The 15,285-nt window shown below is 60.7% G+C and carries 10 protein-coding genes; 3 read left to right on the top strand and 7 right to left on the bottom strand.

The genetic code is table 11. The features are described 5' to 3' along the window. Positions 1-198 precede the first annotated feature (198 nt). The 4 genes from asd to leuC all read right to left on the bottom strand — a co-directional run bounded on the left by asd (position 199) and on the right by leuC (position 4,798). Positions 199-1,323 (bottom strand): aspartate-semialdehyde dehydrogenase, encoded by a 1,125-nt coding sequence (asd, locus tag C0V76_RS12250; RefSeq protein ID WP_101942680.1) that lies wholly within the window; start codon positions 1,321-1,323, stop codon positions 199-201. A gap of 296 nt (positions 1,324-1,619) precedes the next feature. Continuing rightward, on the bottom strand, positions 1,620-2,681 hold the full coding sequence (gene leuB / locus C0V76_RS12245) for a 3-isopropylmalate dehydrogenase (RefSeq protein ID WP_101942679.1): 1,062 nt from the start codon (positions 2,679-2,681) through the stop codon (positions 1,620-1,622). Positions 2,682-2,744: 63 nt separating this feature from the next. Continuing rightward, positions 2,745-3,383 carry a 3-isopropylmalate dehydratase small subunit gene (gene leuD / locus C0V76_RS12240; protein WP_101942678.1) on the bottom strand — a complete coding sequence of 213 codons (639 nt, stop codon included), beginning with the start codon at positions 3,381-3,383 and terminating at the stop codon, positions 2,745-2,747. 11 nt (positions 3,384-3,394) lie between these two features. Further along, positions 3,395-4,798 carry a 3-isopropylmalate dehydratase large subunit gene (leuC, locus tag C0V76_RS12235; RefSeq protein WP_101942677.1) on the bottom strand — a complete coding sequence of 468 codons (1,404 nt, stop codon included), beginning with the start codon at positions 4,796-4,798 and terminating at the stop codon, positions 3,395-3,397. A 174-nt stretch (positions 4,799-4,972) separates the two neighbouring features. On the opposite strand from leuC, the gene C0V76_RS12230 reads away from it, so the two are divergent. From C0V76_RS12230 to C0V76_RS12215, 3 genes are all read left to right on the top strand, one after another. Then, the gene (locus C0V76_RS12230) at positions 4,973-5,761 is read left to right on the top strand and encodes a helix-turn-helix transcriptional regulator (protein WP_101942676.1); all 789 of its coding nucleotides are present in this window, start codon (positions 4,973-4,975) and stop codon (positions 5,759-5,761) included. Positions 5,762-6,177: 416 nt separating this feature from the next. Next, complete coding sequence (locus C0V76_RS12220; RefSeq protein WP_158239235.1) at positions 6,178-7,323, top strand: DUF3800 domain-containing protein; 1,146 nt, start codon at positions 6,178-6,180, stop codon at positions 7,321-7,323. A gap of 105 nt (positions 7,324-7,428) precedes the next feature. Next, positions 7,429-8,178, top strand: a complete 750-nt coding sequence (locus tag C0V76_RS12215) for a sulfite exporter TauE/SafE family protein (protein WP_101942673.1) — start codon at positions 7,429-7,431, stop codon at positions 8,176-8,178. Between the two features lie 107 nt (positions 8,179-8,285). Here C0V76_RS12215 and C0V76_RS12210 read toward each other — a convergent pair whose 3' ends face one another. Genes C0V76_RS12210 through C0V76_RS12200 form a run of 3 tightly spaced genes read right to left on the bottom strand, consistent with a single transcriptional unit; the run spans position 8,286 to position 15,278 of the window. Further along, positions 8,286-8,870: a response regulator gene (locus C0V76_RS12210; RefSeq protein ID WP_101942672.1), complete on the bottom strand. Its 585-nt coding sequence runs from the start codon at positions 8,868-8,870 to the stop codon at positions 8,286-8,288. Then, positions 8,848-12,750 (bottom strand): PAS domain-containing protein, encoded by a 3,903-nt coding sequence (locus tag C0V76_RS12205; protein WP_101942671.1) that lies wholly within the window; start codon positions 12,748-12,750, stop codon positions 8,848-8,850. The genes C0V76_RS12210 and C0V76_RS12205 overlap by 23 nt, the downstream gene beginning before the upstream one ends. Further along, the gene (locus C0V76_RS12200; protein ID WP_158239234.1) at positions 12,747-15,278 is read right to left on the bottom strand and encodes an EAL domain-containing protein; all 2,532 of its coding nucleotides are present in this window, start codon (positions 15,276-15,278) and stop codon (positions 12,747-12,749) included. Before C0V76_RS12200 ends, C0V76_RS12205 begins: the two co-directional genes overlap by 4 nt. Positions 15,279-15,285 lie beyond the last annotated feature (7 nt).

Genomic DNA, 15,285 nt, shown 5'->3' with positions numbered 1-15,285 from the left:
GTATCAGCAATACAACACCGTATTTCAGGGGCATTGCGGCAATTCTGCCTGGCCAAAAAATACGCCACAGGCATCAATCTGAAAGCCAGATGAAAATACGGCGGCCCGCTCTGAAGCGCAACCGCCGCATCCCAAATTCCTTATAGATCAAAACACTGGACTACAAGGACTTATTTCACAAGAACAGTAAAAACCCGCTCAAGCCTCCAGCAGGATGCGCAACATGCGGCGCAGCGGCTCGGCCGCGCCCCACAGCAACTGGTCGCCAACAGTGAAGGCAGCAAGGTATTCGCCGCCCATCGCCATCTTGTGCAGGCGACCAACGGGCACATGCAGATGGCCGGTCACGGCGTTCGGGGCCAGCTCACGCTCGCTACGCTCACGCTCGTTCGGGACCACGCGCACCCAGTCATTGGCGCCGGCCAGAATCTCGTGAATCTCATCCAGCGGCACATCCTGACGCAGCTTGATGGTCAGTGCCTGGCTATGGCAACGCATCGCACCGATACGCACGCACAGGCCATCGATGGGCACCGAGCCCGCCGTGCGGAACGCCGGCTTGCCGAGGATCTTGTTGCACTCGGCGCCGCCCTTCCACTCTTCCTTGCTCTGGCCGTGTTCATACGGCACATCGATCCAGGGAATCAGGCTGCCGGCGAGCGGCACACCGCGGAAGTTCTGCACCGGCATGTCGGCGGAACGCATGGTTTCGGCGACCTTGCGGTCGATTTCAAGAATCGCGGAAGCCGGATCAGCCAGCAGGTCGGCCACGGATGCGTGAATCTTGCCCATCTGCGCGATCAGCTCGCGCATGTTCTGCGCACCGGCGCCGGATGCAGCCTGATAGGTCATCGAGGTTGCCCACTCGACCATGTCGTTCTGGAACAGACCGCCCAGCGCCATCAGCATCAGACTGACCGTGCAGTTGCCGCCTACATAGTTCTTGACGCCCTTGGAGAGACCATCCTGAATCACGTTCTTGTTGACCGGATCGAGGATGATGATTGCGTCGTCCTTCATGCGTAGGCTGGAAGCCGCGTCGATCCAGTAACCATTCCAGCCAGCAGCACGCAGTTGCGGGAAGACTTCGTTGGTGTAGTCGCCGCCCTGGCAGGTGATGATCACATCCATCTTCGCCAGATCGGCGATGGACTTAGCATCCTTCAGAGGCGCGCCGCCGCTCTCGGCCGGGCCAGCGCCGCCCGCGTTCGAGGTGGTGAAGAACACCGGCTCGATCAGGGCGAAATCGTTTTCCTCGCGCATGCGTTGCATGAGCACCGAGCCGACCATACCGCGCCAGCCGACAATACCAACTTTCTTCATCGTGATTACCTTTTGCCTGAACTGCCTCCGCTCGCTTTAGCCTGTCTCCGCCACCGCGGAGACATCAAGCGGCGTGACAGGGCTAAACCGTGGTGGTTTTTTTGGTCGTGGTGGTGACGGTCGTGGCAACGGACACGCGAGCGGAAGCCTCTGCAACGCAGAAAGCTTCCAGCCCGAATGTATTTTGTTTCCGTTGCATCACGTTTTCGCCAAGTCAATTGCAGGGCCGCCCCAAGATTGACTTGCGCCACCTCGGGGGCGGCTAAATTCCCAAGAATTTAGCCGGGGGCCAAAACTCAGAGCGCTGCGATGACCGCGTCGCCCATTTCGCGCGTACCGACGCGCTTCGTGCCTTCTTCCCAGATGTCGCCGGTACGCAGGCCTGCGGCCAGCACCTTCTTCACGGCGGCTTCGATGCGGACAGCTGCCGCCTCGTTATTGCCACTGTAACGCAGCATCATGGCGGCGGACAAGATCGTTGCCAGCGGATTGGCCACACCCTTGCCGGCGATGTCCGGTGCGGAACCGTGGCAGGGCTCGTACATCCCCTTGTTGTTCTGGTCCAGCGAAGCGGACGGCAGCATGCCGATGGAGCCGGTCAGCATCGAAGCTTCGTCGGACAGGATGTCGCCGAACATGTTGCCAGTGACCACCACGTCGAACTGCTTCGGTGCGCGCACCAGTTGCATCGCGCAGTTGTCGACCAGCATGTGGGAGAGCTCCACGTCCGGGTACTCGGACGAGATCTCGATCATCACATCGCGCCACAGCTGGGTGGTTTCCAGCACGTTCATCTTGTCGACCGAGCACAGCTTCTTGTTGCGCTTCTGGGCGGACTTGAACGCCACATGGCCGATGCGGCGGATTTCGTCTTCGTTGTAGATCATGGTGTTGCGGCCGACGCGCTTGCCGTCTTCCACGGCGATACCACGTGGCTCGCCAAAATAGATGTCACCGGTCAGCTCGCGCACGATCAGGATATCCAGACCCGACACGATTTCCGGCTTCAACGAAGAAGCATTGGCCAGCTCGGGATACAGCACGGCCGGGCGCAGGTTGGCGAACAGGTTCAGATCCTTGCGGATGCCCAGCAGGCCGCGCTCGGGGCGCTGCGGACGCGGCAGCACGTCCCACTTCGGGCCGCCCACGGCGCCGAGCAGCACAGCATCGGCCGCGCGCGCCAGCTTCTGGGTGGCTTCCGGGTAAGGCGAGCCAGTGGAATCCACGGCACAGCCGCCCAGCTCGGCGTATTCCATTTCCAGCTTGAGGCCGTCGGTCTTCAGCGCATCCAGCACGCGCACCGCTTCGGCAATGATCTCGACACCAATGCCGTCACCCGGCAGAACACAGATCTTCATTTCTTTTCCTTTGCATGAACAAAGGCCGGCATCAGCCGGCACTTTGTATTTCGTATGGTTTGATCAGGCAAACAGCCAAGGTTGCGCGGCTTTGTGCTTCTCTTCAAAAGCCTTGATCTCTTCGGCATGCACCAGCGTCAGGCCGATGTCGTCCAGACCATTGAGCAAACAATGCTTGCGGTGCGGCGTGATGTCGAAGCTGAAAGAGAAGCCGCTCGGCGTGGTCACGGTCTGGGCTTCCAGATTCACATCGAGCTTGTAGCCTTCAGTCGCTTCGCATTCCTTGAACAGGCGGTCGACGATTTCAGCGGAGGCCACGATCGGCAAGATCGCGTTCTTGTAGCTGTTGCTGAAGAAGATATCGGCGAAAGACGGCGCAATCATCACGCGGAAGCCGTAATCCTCGATAGCCCACGGGGCGTGCTCGCGCGAGGAACCGCAGCCAAAGTTGTCACGCGCCAGCAGCACTTGCGCGCCCTGATAGCGCGCCTGGTTCAGCGCGAACTCGGGGCGCTTCGGGCGGTTCGTGCAGTCCATGCCCGGCTCGCCGAAATCGGCGTAGCGCCATTCATCGAACAGGTAAGGCCCGAAGCCGCTGCGCTTGATGGACTTCAGAAACTGTTTCGGGATGATCGCGTCGGTATCGACATTGGCGCGGTCGATCGGGCACACGAGGCCATTAAGACGGGTAAATGCTTTCATCTGTTAGCTCCTTATGCCTGACGGATATCAACGAAGTGACCGGCAATCGCGGCGGCAGCGGCCATGGCCGGGCTCACCAGGTGAGTACGGCCACCGGGGCCTTGACGGCCTTCGAAGTTGCGGTTGGAGGTCGAAGCGCAGCGCTCGCCCGGGCTCAGACGGTCGGCGTTCATCGCCAGACACATCGAGCAACCCGGCTCGCGCCATTCGAAGCCCGCTTCGGTAAAGATCTTGTCCAGACCCTCTTCTTCAGCCTGACGCTTGACGATGCCGGAGCCCGGCACCACCAGCGCCAGCTTCACATTGCCAGCCACCTTCTTGCCCTTCACCACAACTGCCGCAGCGCGCATGTCTTCGATGCGGCTGTTGGTGCAGGAGCCGATGAACACCTTGTCGATCTGAATGTCGGTGATCGGCATGTCGGCTTGCAGGCCCATGTACTGCAGCGCGCGCTCGATGCCGGCACGCTTCACCGGGTCGGCTTCGTTGGCCGGGTTCGGCACATTGCCGCCCACCGCCAGCACCTGCTCGGGCGATGTGCCCCAAGTCACTTGCGGCTCGATGTCAGCGGCATTCATCTCGACCACGGCATCGAACTTCGCGCCGTCTTCGGTATGTAGGGTCTTCCAGACTTCGACGGCCTTGGTCCACTGCTCGCCCTTGGGCGCATGCTCGCGGCCTTCGAGGTAATTGATGGTGGTGTCATCCACACCGATGATGCCGGCGCGCGCGCCCGCTTCGATGGCGAGGTTACACACCGTCATGCGGCCTTCCATGGACAGGCCACGGATCGCCGAACCGGCGAACTCGATGCAGTAGCCCGTGCCGCCAGCAGTGCCGATCTTGCCGATAATAGCCAGCGCCACATCCTTGGCCGTCACGCCAGCGCCGAGCGCGCCTTCGACCTTGACCAGCATGGATTTCGATTTCTTCTGCACCAGCGTCTGCGTGGCCAGCACATGCTCAACTTCCGAGGTGCCGATGCCGTGGGCCAGCGCACCGAAAGCGCCGTGGGTCGCGGTGTGGCTGTCGCCGCACACCACCGTCATGCCCGGCAGGGTCGCGCCGTTTTCCGGCGCGATCACGTGGATGATGCCCTGGTTCTTGTGCTTGAACGGGAAGTAGATCAGCGAACCGAATTCCTTGATGTTCGCGTCCAGCGTGTCGACCTGAGTCTTCGAGATCGGGTCTTCGATGTCGCGATCCCAGTGATTGGTCGGCGTGTTGTGATCCGGCACCGCCACGATCGACGTATTGCGCCAGGCCTTGCGGCCAGCCAGACGCAGGCCTTCAAAGGCTTGCGGGCTGGTCACTTCGTGCATCAGGTGACGGTCGATATAGAGAAGACAGGTACCGTCTTCTTCCTGACGGACAACGTGGGAGTCCCACAGCTTGTCGTAGAGAGTCTTGGCCATTCAAATCACTCCTTGCCTGGGCGCTGCAAACTCAGCGCGGATCTGGGTTCCGGGGAAGGCTTGCGGCCCTGACCCGGTTTGTGACGCGGATACTAGGCCGGGTTCTATACCCGCACAAGGCAAGCACTTATACTAGTATCAACACTAACAGGATTGATCACTCAGGATAGACGGATGGACACCCGCCGCAAGGAACTCGGTGAATTCATGCAGGTGCTGCGCGCCCGCAGTCAGCCCGCCGACTTTGGCTTCGCGGCCGGCAGCCGGCGCCGCACCGCCGGCCTGCGCCGCGAGGAGATGGCGCAACTCGTCGGCATCAGCCCCACCTGGTACACCTGGATCGAACAGGGCCGCGAGGTGAATGTCTCCGCCGAGGTGCTGGACCGCATGGCCCGCAGCCTCAAGCTCACCCGCAGCGAGCGCGCCTACCTCTTCGAGATGGCCGACCGGCGCGACCCGCAGGCCAGCCTGCCTGAAGACGATGACGCAGCGCCGCTCTTTTCCACCCTGCTCGAAGACATCCGCGTGCCCGCCTACCTGATGGGCCGCTACTGGGACATCCTCGGCTGGAACGCCCCGGCCGCCGAGCTCTTCACCGGCTGGCTCGACCAACCGCAGGACGCCAACGCCCCGCCGCCCAACATGCTGCGCTTCGTCTTCCTGCGGCCAGAAACCAAAAGTTTTCTCGTCGACTGGGAAGTACGCGCCCGCCGCATCAGCGCCGAATTCCGCGCCGACTGCCGCACGCGGCTGGACGAACCCGCCCTGCTCCGCCTCGTCGACGAACTCGAAACCGGCAGCGCCGACTTCGCCGCCTTCTGGAAACAGCACGACGTGCTGGAGCGCCAAGGTGGCGAACGCGGCTTCCTGCACCCACAGCGCGGCCCGCTGAATTACCGACAGGTCACCCTGCGCCCGGTCGAGCAGGAACACATCAAGCTCGTAATGCTGCAGCCAGCCTGAAGAACCGCGCCCAGCCTAGTTCTTCGGGCAACCAATGAAGCTGCAATGAGCCAATGGAAACGTAGGGCGCCGCAGGGAACAATGGAGCGAAGCGGAATTGCGCCGGATTTTTCGCCCGTGCATTCGGCGCAGCTTGCAGCGTTCAGTGCTGTCCTACTTTTACGCGGTGTGCTCAGCCTTATTCTTCCGGCTCCCGCATCTGCGCGCCAGGTCAAAGACAAGCTGCACCTCACGATGGCGGCATACCGAACCGCATTGCATAGGCTTATCATTAGCCTCGCGGAAGATCAGGCCCTGTTTGCAACCTAATAACCACTCTTGATCTAGCAATTATTCGAGTTTGATCCCATTTCCGCGCCGCTTGTTAAGAAACTATTAGAGCCCCGTTCCTTTAACTCTTCATGAGTAGCAGCAACATGTCCGAATATTTTGCATTCATTGATGAATCGGGGAACCACGACTTGGATACATCCAAAGAAGGAGTATCCACGTACTACGTTGTTGCCGCGATTGTCTGCAAGAGCGCCAACGTTGAGTCTCTCACTAAAACTGTCGATGTAATCAAAAATAAGCACTATGGAACCGGCGAGATCAAATCCAGCAAGACTAAAGAGGATCGACGACTGCGCGTCATTAACGACCTTCTCGACATAGATTTCAAATTCACCGCAATTGCCGTCAACAAAAATGAGCTTCAAAAAATCGGCGGCTTTCCTCACAAAAAAAGCTTTGTAAAATTTTTACACGGGATTTTATATAAAAGTCTTGTGGCGACATATCAAGACATTTCCATTCGCGCGGACGAACATGGCCGAGAAGAGTTCATGATTGGTTTTCGTAACTACATAACCAAAAATCACATTCCAGACCTATTCAAAACGTGCACCGTTGAACACGTAAAAAGTGAAAGCAACGTACTAGTACAGTTAGCAGATTTTCTCGCCGGAACAATCCGAATTTTCTACGAAGAAAACGCATCCAAAGACTTAAACGAAGCATTCATAAAACTGGCAACAAAATCTAGGTTATCAATTGAAGAATGGCCCCCACAGCACTTTAGACGCATTGACCAAAGACCGGATCGAGAAGAGCATGACGAAGTTGTTTTTACTGTCGCAATGAACAGCGCAGCAAGCTTTGTCTCAGAGAATTCCGAATTTTCGGATGAGGAAATCCAGCCCCAACTCATCGTCCTTAAGTACCTGCTATTTCAAGCTCAATTCGTACACACCGAGTATATTAGCTCGGGAGAATTGCGTGACCACCTTGCTGCATGCGGCTATGCCGACATCTCAGAGCACCAATTTAAGTCCATGGTTATATCAAAGTTGCGTGACTGCGATGTTCTCATTTCCAGTTCAAACCGGGGCTACAAAATTCCACAAACACACGCTGATTACATGGATTTTGTTGAGCTTGTTAACGGTCAAACCATTCCATTATTGGATAGACTTAGGCGTGCAAAGAAAGCGCTATTCGAGGCTAGCCTAGGCGAGATCAAAACATTCGATGACCCGCAATATGAAAAACTAAAGCGGGTTATTGATGCTCTTGGTAATTAGCTCGTCACATGCCGCACCTCGTCGAACCGCATCATGTAAGGCACGCTCCCTTCTCTCGCTCCAAATCGCAGGATAATCCCCTATCCACCCGCCACCTCCCGCCCCATGGAATTCATCACCAACCCGTACTTCTACCTCGCCGCCGTGCCAGCGGTGCTGCTGGCGGGCATCTCGAAGGGCGGCTTCGCCGGTGGGCTGGGCGTGCTGGCGGTGCCGCTGATGGCGCTGGCGATTCCGGCGCCGCAGGCGGCGAGCGTGATGCTGCCGATCCTGTGCCTGATGGATCTGGTGGGCAGCTGGAGCTATCACCCGCATTGGGATTACAAGCTGCTGCGCCGCCTGATGCCGGGCGCGGTGCTGGGCATCGGCGTGGGCTGGCTGCTGTTCCGCCATATTTCGCCCACGGCGCTGAACCTGATCATCGGTGGCATTGCCATCCTCTTCGCGCTGCAGCGCCTGGCGGGCCTGCAGCTGCGCGACACCTCGCGCCTGCCGGAGTGGCTGCGCGCCGGTTGGTGGACCAGCCTTTCCGGCTTCACGAGCACGCTGGCGCATGCGGGCGGGCCGCCGATGATGATTTACCTGCTGCCCAAGCAGCTGGACAAGACGGTGCTGGTGGCGAATCTAACGCTCTACTTCGCGGTGGTGAATTACCTGAAGCTGGTGCCCTTCGCCGAGCTGGGCCTGCTGGACGCGCGCAACCTCGGCACGGCGCTGGTGCTCGCGCCCTTGGCGCCGATAGGCGTGTATCTGGGCATCTGGCTGCACAAGCGTATCGACGAGAAGCTGTTCTACCGCCTGAGCTACATTTTTCTGCTGCTCACCGGCATCAAGCTGATCTGGAGTGCGCTGTGAGACTCAAGCGCCCGCGCTGACCCAAGGCCCCTTGCTGGTGATGGCCAAGGAGTCCCATAAAGTTTTGGCACCCAACACCCGCAAGATCACCCAGAGGCGGCGCTTGTTCAGGTTACAGGTCCGGCGGGTGCTTCAGACTCGGGATCTGGCTCAAGAATCACGGAGCCATCCGCTGCCCAGCTGACCCGGGTAATGCCGGGTTCGATAGCTTCGAGGCGACGGGCCTCGAGATCGGCCGGGCTCAGATCGCCGATATCCACGCGCATCAGATCGGCCAGGCGCCGGTTCTCCAGCAGTAGCTCACGATGCGCCAGCGCCTGGGCGATTGCCGAGACCAGTTCGTAATCGTTCCAGGGCTTGCCGATAAAGCGATCGATGCCCACCTCATTCACTGCCCGCGTCAGCGCATTCAAATCCGCGTAGCCCGAGAGGATCAGGCGGCAGGCATCCGGCTGAGCCTCCTTGGCGGCCTTGAGGAAACTGACGCCGTCCATTTCCGGCATCCGGTAATCCGTCAGGAACAAGTCGAAAGGCTCATGGCGAGCCCGTTCCAGCGCAGCGCGCGCGGAAACGAAGGTTTCGATCTGCAGATCGAAGTGCTGGCTGCCATACACGCAGGGGGCTACGCGCAGCATGCGGCGCAAGGACTGCAGAATGGCAGGCTCATCATCAAGAATCAGGATCTGGCTCATAGGGGGCCTCCTGGCTGGGGTTGGATTCGGAAGGCTCGGCCGGTGCCGGCTGGCGTATTGGCAACAGGATGCGGAAGGTAGTGCCCTGCCCGACTTCGCTGCTGACCTCGATGCGGCCGTGGTGGCGATTGACGATGCCGAATACCAGGGACAAGCCAAGACCGGTTCCGACACCAATCGGCTTGGTGGTAAAGAAGGGATCGAAGATGTGCTTGAAGTGTTCGGGCGGAATCCCCTGGCCGGTATCGGCGATGCTGATCGACACCTGATCCTCGCCCACCATGCAGCTGGTGATGGTGATATCACCCTGGGTTTCAATGGCCTGGGCAGCATTCACAAGCAGGTTCATGAAGACCTGATTGAGCTGCGAGATGACACATTCGATTTCCGGAATCCTGCCGTAGGCCTTGTGCACCTTGCACTTGTATTTGAGCTCGTTGGCAAGGATGTTCAGGGTGGCGTCGAGGCCCCGATGCAGGTCGGCACAGCCCCAGTCCTGCTCGCCAGTGCGCGAGAAATCGCGCAGGTCCAGCACGATCTTGCGCACCCGCTGCAGGCCTTCACGAGACTCTTCAAGCAAGGGAAAGATGTCACTGCGCAGGTAGTTGTAATCCTGGTCCTGCTTGATGCGACGGATTTCGGCGAGATTCGGATTATCCGGATGAGCCTCGTCGATCAGGGTGGTGTAAGCGTCGCAGAGGGCGATCAGTGCAGTGCAGTACTCGCTGAGGGTGCCCAGGTTGGAGTGTACGAAACCAATCGGATTGTTCAGCTCATGGGCCACGCCGGCTGCGAGCTGGCCAATGGCCGCCAGTTTCTCGGCCTGCAGAAGCTGCGTGTGCGCCTCTTCGAGCCGGCGGTTGAGGGCTTCCTGGGCGCGCAGGTTTTCGGCGAGATACGCCTCCTGTGCCTTGCGCTCGCTGATATCGGTCAGCACCCCGTCGACATAGCAGACCCGCCCATCAACATCCCGCGCCACCGTGGTGTAGTCCGAGACCCAGATGTACTCACCGCTGGCGCAACGCAGGCGGTACTCCTGGACATACTCGGCATGCCCGGCAGCCAGATGTACGCCGACTTCCTCACCAATCCGCGCGAGATCCTCCGCATGGATCAGGCTGGCAAAGCTCGGTTCCCCTGCAACCAGCGCGGCGGGCTCATAGCCCCAGCGGCGAACGTTGTCTGACACGAACTCAACCGGCCAGCCCTCCTCCAGACGCCAGCGGAAGCAGATCGCAGGGCTCGCCTGAACCACCTGCGCGGTCTGCCGCAGCGCACTCTCAATGCGGCGCTTGCGGGAAATACGCCAGGCCTCGTTGGCGATCAGTTGCAGACTCTCGACATCGGTATCGGTGTAATCACTTGCCTTGTTGCCCACCCCGGCAAGCATGCGCACGCGCCCTTCCTCGATCACCGGCACGGTGATCAGGCGCTGGAGCGTGGCATGGCCCTCGGGCAGACCGCGTTTGTTCGGCGCGTCGGGGTAATCATTGACCATCACGGGCCGTTGCAGCCGCGCAGCATCAGCCCAGATACCCGCCTTTTCGAGCGGGTAATGCTTGTCGAAAACCGCCTGGCAATAGTGTGCAAGGGTGTTGCGCGACCAGGCCACGAGTTCGATGGAGCGGCCATCCTCACTGATGAAATGGATGAACGCGATCTGGCTGGCCGTGAGCGCTTCGGCAAGATCCTGGGCGAAAGACAGAAAACCTGCCTCATCGAGCACTTCGGCTTTCAAAGGCATGGACAGCAAGGCGTTCGCACGCCGGGCCTGGAGTTCGATGAGAAGTTCGGTACGGCGCCGGGTGGTAATTTCCGTAATCACGCCGTTCCACAGCAGCTGACCGTTGTCTAGCACCTGCGGCCGCGAGCGCATGATGAACCAGCCGTAATCCCCTTCGCGGCGACGCATGCGCAGCTCCATCGAGAACTCGCTACAGTCGGTCTGGCAACGCATTTCGGTGTCGGCCAGCACCGCCACATCTTCTGGATGTACACAGGCATAGAGCTGCTGGCCATCGGCCAGCACGCTCTCGGGCGTGATGCCGTGAATGCGCTCCACGCCTGAGCTGATATAGGTAAAGCAGCGCGCCTCGCCCGGCCCGGTCAGGATCTGATAGAGATAGCTTTCGGGCAGGTTGTCTCCCACGGTGCGGAACAGCGCCTCCCGCTCACGCAAGGCCTTGAGTGCTTCAAAGCGCGCAGTCACATCGAGTGTCACCCCCCCCAGCCCCGGCGGGCCTTCATCGCGCGGAATGCAGAACTTGATCGACTCATAATGACGGCCGGCAAGCTCCTCTTCGAGCACTTCGGTTTCGCCGCTGGCCAGCACGCGCAGATCATCCGCCACGATCTTGGCACCGAACTCGCCCGGAAAAATCTCGCTCGAGAGCTTGCCGATCATGCCGGCCGGATCGATGCCAAGGAGTGTCTGAAACCCCCGGTTGGCCATCAGCACGCGGGACTCATGGTCCTTCACGTAAGCCGTGCCCGGCAGGTGATCGATGAAACTCTGCAAGGTGGCCTGCAGGCGCTGGGCACGGCGCGCATCGGCATTGCGCTCGGTCACATCAATGCCGATCACGACGACATGCTCACCATCGCCCAAGGGATAGATCATGCTTTCAAACTCACGCCCCTGGCGATGATCGATCAGCCGCTGCGGCACCTCCGTATCACGTGCCCGCTCCAGCGCGGCGCGGCGGCTGGCCGCGATCTCAGGGCTGAGCTGACGGAAAATATCCTGCCCGATCATCTGCTCGGGCGTACTGCCCAGGCGCCGGGCTCCCGTCTGATTGATCAGTTCCAGACGCCCCTCCGGCTTGAGCATCAGCAGAGTTTCCGGCACCGCATTCATGAAGGCCTGAAGGAGACCGGCATAGCGCTCCCGCTCGCGCTGCAAGGCACGGGTCAGAGCGAAACGATTGTTCTGATGAGCCAGCAGCAGCAGGGCAAAGGTAGTAATTGCAATGAACAGGCCGGCATAGAGGGTGGCCAGTCGCGCCGGTGCGAGGATCTCCTGTTCATCGACCTTGGCCGCCAGCCACCATCGGCCATCCTCGATATCGTGCAAGGCGCGGCGCACTTCGATCTGGCGGTAATCCCGCCCGGGCGACAGCAAGGTCATGCCCGGCCGGGGCAGCTCAACCCCTAGCTCATCCAGCCCGGCGTGCGTGCTGAGGGCGGCAATCCGGCCCGCACCGAGGGGGGCAAGATAATCCAGCCGGCGCCCGTCGATCCGCGCCAGGACCAGCTCACCACTGCGCTGACTGCCGGGCCAGACGGCCAGGGTCGGATACAGGGTGAGTTCCGGATCAAATTCGATGTAGGCAAAGCCAGGCAGATAATCATCCCGGCCGAGCGCCACGACGAAGCCCAGGCGCGGAGCCCCCGAGGCGGCACTCATGTGAAGATCCACAAAGTGCGGCTGTGGCGCCTCCCCGGAGGCCGCACCGGTCAGACTCGCAAAATCGGGTGCGCGCTCAGCCGAGCTGATCAGGAATCTGCCACTCGGGTCATACAGATCAATCCGGCTCGCATCCTTGAGCCGACGCAGGCTGCTGTTCAGGCTGGCGCGCATGAGCTCATCGGCATGGGGTTGCTGACGCTCTCCGGCCCATACCTTCATGGCCAGGGGCAAGTCCCGCGAGGCAGCGAGAATGGCGGCATGGCGGCGCTCCTCCAGCAAACGCTCGATCTCGTGCGCTTTGAGTTCGGCGATCGCCGCAAGATTGCTGTCTGCACTGCTGCGCGCTTCGTAAGTGAAATGCCAGCCCACCAGCATGAAGGTCAGCAATGCCAGCAGCACCATGCCGGCCATCATGACCTGGCTACCCGGACGCGGCCAGGGTATGCGGGCCAGGGCCTGGCGGACACTCACGATGGCTCCTTGCTGGCCGCGATGCGAAAGGCTTCACGGATCTGCTCACGCAGCGGGTCATCCTCCCAGGGTTTGGTGAGGAATTTGTACACCGCACCACGGTTGATCGCATCCATGACCGATTCAAGTTCGGTATAGCCCGACAGGATGATGCGCACGGTATCCGGATAAAGCTGGCGCACGCGGGCAAAGAACTCGGTGCCGGTCATGCCGGCCATGCGCTGATCCGAAAGGATCACGTGTGCCGGATGGCGCGCCAACTGCTCGAAGGCTTCATTACAGCTCGCTGCGGTGAGTACGCGGAAACTCTCGTGGCGGAACAGGCGGGTAAGCGCACTGAGGATGGAGGGCTCGTCATCCACGATCAGGAGGTACTGGTTGCCCTGTGCCTGCACTTCACCCAGATGCAGGCGCTCACGGCTGGCGAGCAGGCGGGCGTAGTCGTCCGCCGCCAACGGCCGATGAAACAGATAGCCCTGCATGGCATGACAGCGCCGGCTGCGCAGGAACAGGGCCTGCGCCTCGGTTTCCACGCCTTCGGCAAGCACCGCCAGATTGAGGCCGTGAGCGATCGCGATGGCCGCCGTGGCGATCGCAGCATTGGCCGGGTTATGGGTAATGTCGCGCACAAAGCCCTGGTCGATCTTGAGCTTGTCGAAGGGGAAACGCGCGATATAGGCCAGCGAGGAATAGCCGGTGCCGAAATCATCGAGCGAAAGCTTCACGCCCAATGCCTTGAGCTTGCGGCAAGTACTAATCGCCGCATCCAGATCGTGAATCAGCGCGGACTCGGTGATTTCCAGCTCCAGGAACTCTGCGGCCAGCCCGGTATCCACCAGCACGTTACGTACTTCCTCAACCAGGCTGTCTCCCCGAAACTGGCGCGCCGAGAGATTGACCGCCACGCGCTGCGGCTGCAGACCAAGATCCAGCCAGGCCTTGTTGCGCTCGCAAGCTTCGCGCAGCACCCAGGAGCCGATCGGAATGATCAGGCCGGTATCTTCGGCCACCGGGATGAACTCACCCGGGCTGACCATCCCGAGTTGCGGGCTATACCAGCGCAGCAAGGCCTCACAACCGATGATGTTGCCGCTGTCGAGACTGTTCTGCGGCTGATACACCAGTTCGAACTCGCCCTTGCCCAGCGCCTCGCGCAGGCAGGCCTCGATCAGCTGACGCCGGCGCGCGTCCTCGTCCATGCCATGCGAGTGGAAGCTGAAGCAGTTGCCGCCCTCATGCTTGGCGCGCATCAGGGCGACATCGGCGGCCTTGATGAGCTCATCGGAGTTGAGACCATCGCGTGGCGACACGCTGATGCCGATGCTGGCGCTCACGATCACGCTGTGCCCCGCACATTCCACCGGCCGGGTGATCAGGCTCTGCAGGCGGCTGGCCAGATGCAGGGCCAGTTCAGGATCGGCCAGTTCGCCAAGCAGGAAACAGAACTCGTTACCGGACAGGCGCGCCACGGTATCGCCCTGGCGAATCTGGCTGGAGAAGCGCTGGGCCATGTCAATCAGCACCTGATCGCCCAGGGCCTGACCCAGTGCGTCGTTGATGCTACGGAAGCGGTCAAGGTTGATCAGCATCACCGCCACACAACGCTGGCTGCGCTTGGCGGTCACCAGCGCCTGCTCAAGCCGATCGAGGAACAGGCCGCGACTGGGCAGGCCGGTGAGCGGATCAAACTGGCTCAGATGGTGGATGCGCTCCACCAGTTGGCGCTGGGCCGCCACGTAGCCGAACTGGCCAACGTAATGCGTGATCTCGCCAGCATCATTACGCACCGACGAGATCCGCAGCCACTCGCGATAGGTTTCGCCATCCTGTTTGCGATTGGTGACTTCGCCTTGCCAGCAGCCCTCCTCCTCGATCGCGCGCCACATCTCGGCATAGAAGCCTGCATCGTGCTCGCCAGACTGGAACATGCGCGGATTGCGCCCGCGCACTGCGTCATAGGAATAGCCGGTCAGTTGGCTGAACACATCATTGACCAGCACGATCTGCGCCTCGGCATCCGTCACACAGATCGCATCGCTGCTGCCGCGAAGGATCTGCAGCGCCAGGGCATATTCGGCATCATGCAGCCGCGCTTCGGCCAGTGCGCGCTGGTGCAGCACGGCCGAGCGGACGCGCCGGGGCAGCAACGCGAGATTGTCGCTAAGCACGTAATCCGCCGCTCCCAGCCACAGGCTGCGCAGCGCATAGGCCCCTTTGCCGCTGCCCGCTCCTTCCTGCTCATCATCAGGCTCACAAAGCATGATCACTGCCGGCAGCTCGGGCAGCGCCAGCCACTCTTCGAGCAGGCGCAGGCCTGCCGGAAGCGCGTCCGCCGGGAATGCACCGGCCGGGCGCATACAGCACAGCAGGCAATCGACTGGCCCGGCGCGAAGCAGATCAGGCAGTGCCTGCGGGGTGGCCACTCGCTGCAGCGTAAAACGCAGGCCGCCGCGCTGCAGGGCAGCACTGACGGCCTCATGGAGACCGGCTTCGCTATCGACCAGCAGAATCTTCAGCGTGTCGTCCATGGCCGGC

It is taken from the genome of Uliginosibacterium sp. TH139 (assembly GCF_002855595.1).
Lineage (GTDB): Bacteria > Pseudomonadota > Gammaproteobacteria > Burkholderiales > Rhodocyclaceae > Uliginosibacterium > Uliginosibacterium aquaticum.
Note: the sequence above shows the minus strand (reverse complement) of the source record. Positions and strands in the feature narration are given on the sequence as shown.

What these genes read in the sequence shown, in the direction of transcription:
- asd (WP_101942680.1), bottom strand. Translation starts at nt 1,323, where the DNA reads ATGAAGAAAGTTGGTATTGTCGGCTGGCGCGGTATGGTCGGCTCGGTG.
- leuB (WP_101942679.1), bottom strand. Translation starts at nt 2,681, where the DNA reads ATGAAGATCTGTGTTCTGCCGGGTGACGGCATTGGTGTCGAGATCATT.
- leuD (WP_101942678.1), bottom strand. Translation starts at nt 3,383, where the DNA reads ATGAAAGCATTTACCCGTCTTAATGGCCTCGTGTGCCCGATCGACCGC.
- leuC (WP_101942677.1), bottom strand. Translation starts at nt 4,798, where the DNA reads ATGGCCAAGACTCTCTACGACAAGCTGTGGGACTCCCACGTTGTCCGT.
- C0V76_RS12230 (WP_101942676.1), top strand. Translation starts at nt 4,973, where the DNA reads ATGGACACCCGCCGCAAGGAACTCGGTGAATTCATGCAGGTGCTGCGC.
- C0V76_RS12220 (WP_158239235.1), top strand. Translation starts at nt 6,178, where the DNA reads ATGTCCGAATATTTTGCATTCATTGATGAATCGGGGAACCACGACTTG.
- C0V76_RS12215 (WP_101942673.1), top strand. Translation starts at nt 7,429, where the DNA reads ATGGAATTCATCACCAACCCGTACTTCTACCTCGCCGCCGTGCCAGCG.
- C0V76_RS12210 (WP_101942672.1), bottom strand. Translation starts at nt 8,870, where the DNA reads ATGAGCCAGATCCTGATTCTTGATGATGAGCCTGCCATTCTGCAGTCC.
- C0V76_RS12200 (WP_158239234.1), bottom strand. Translation starts at nt 15,278, where the DNA reads ATGGACGACACGCTGAAGATTCTGCTGGTCGATAGCGAAGCCGGTCTC.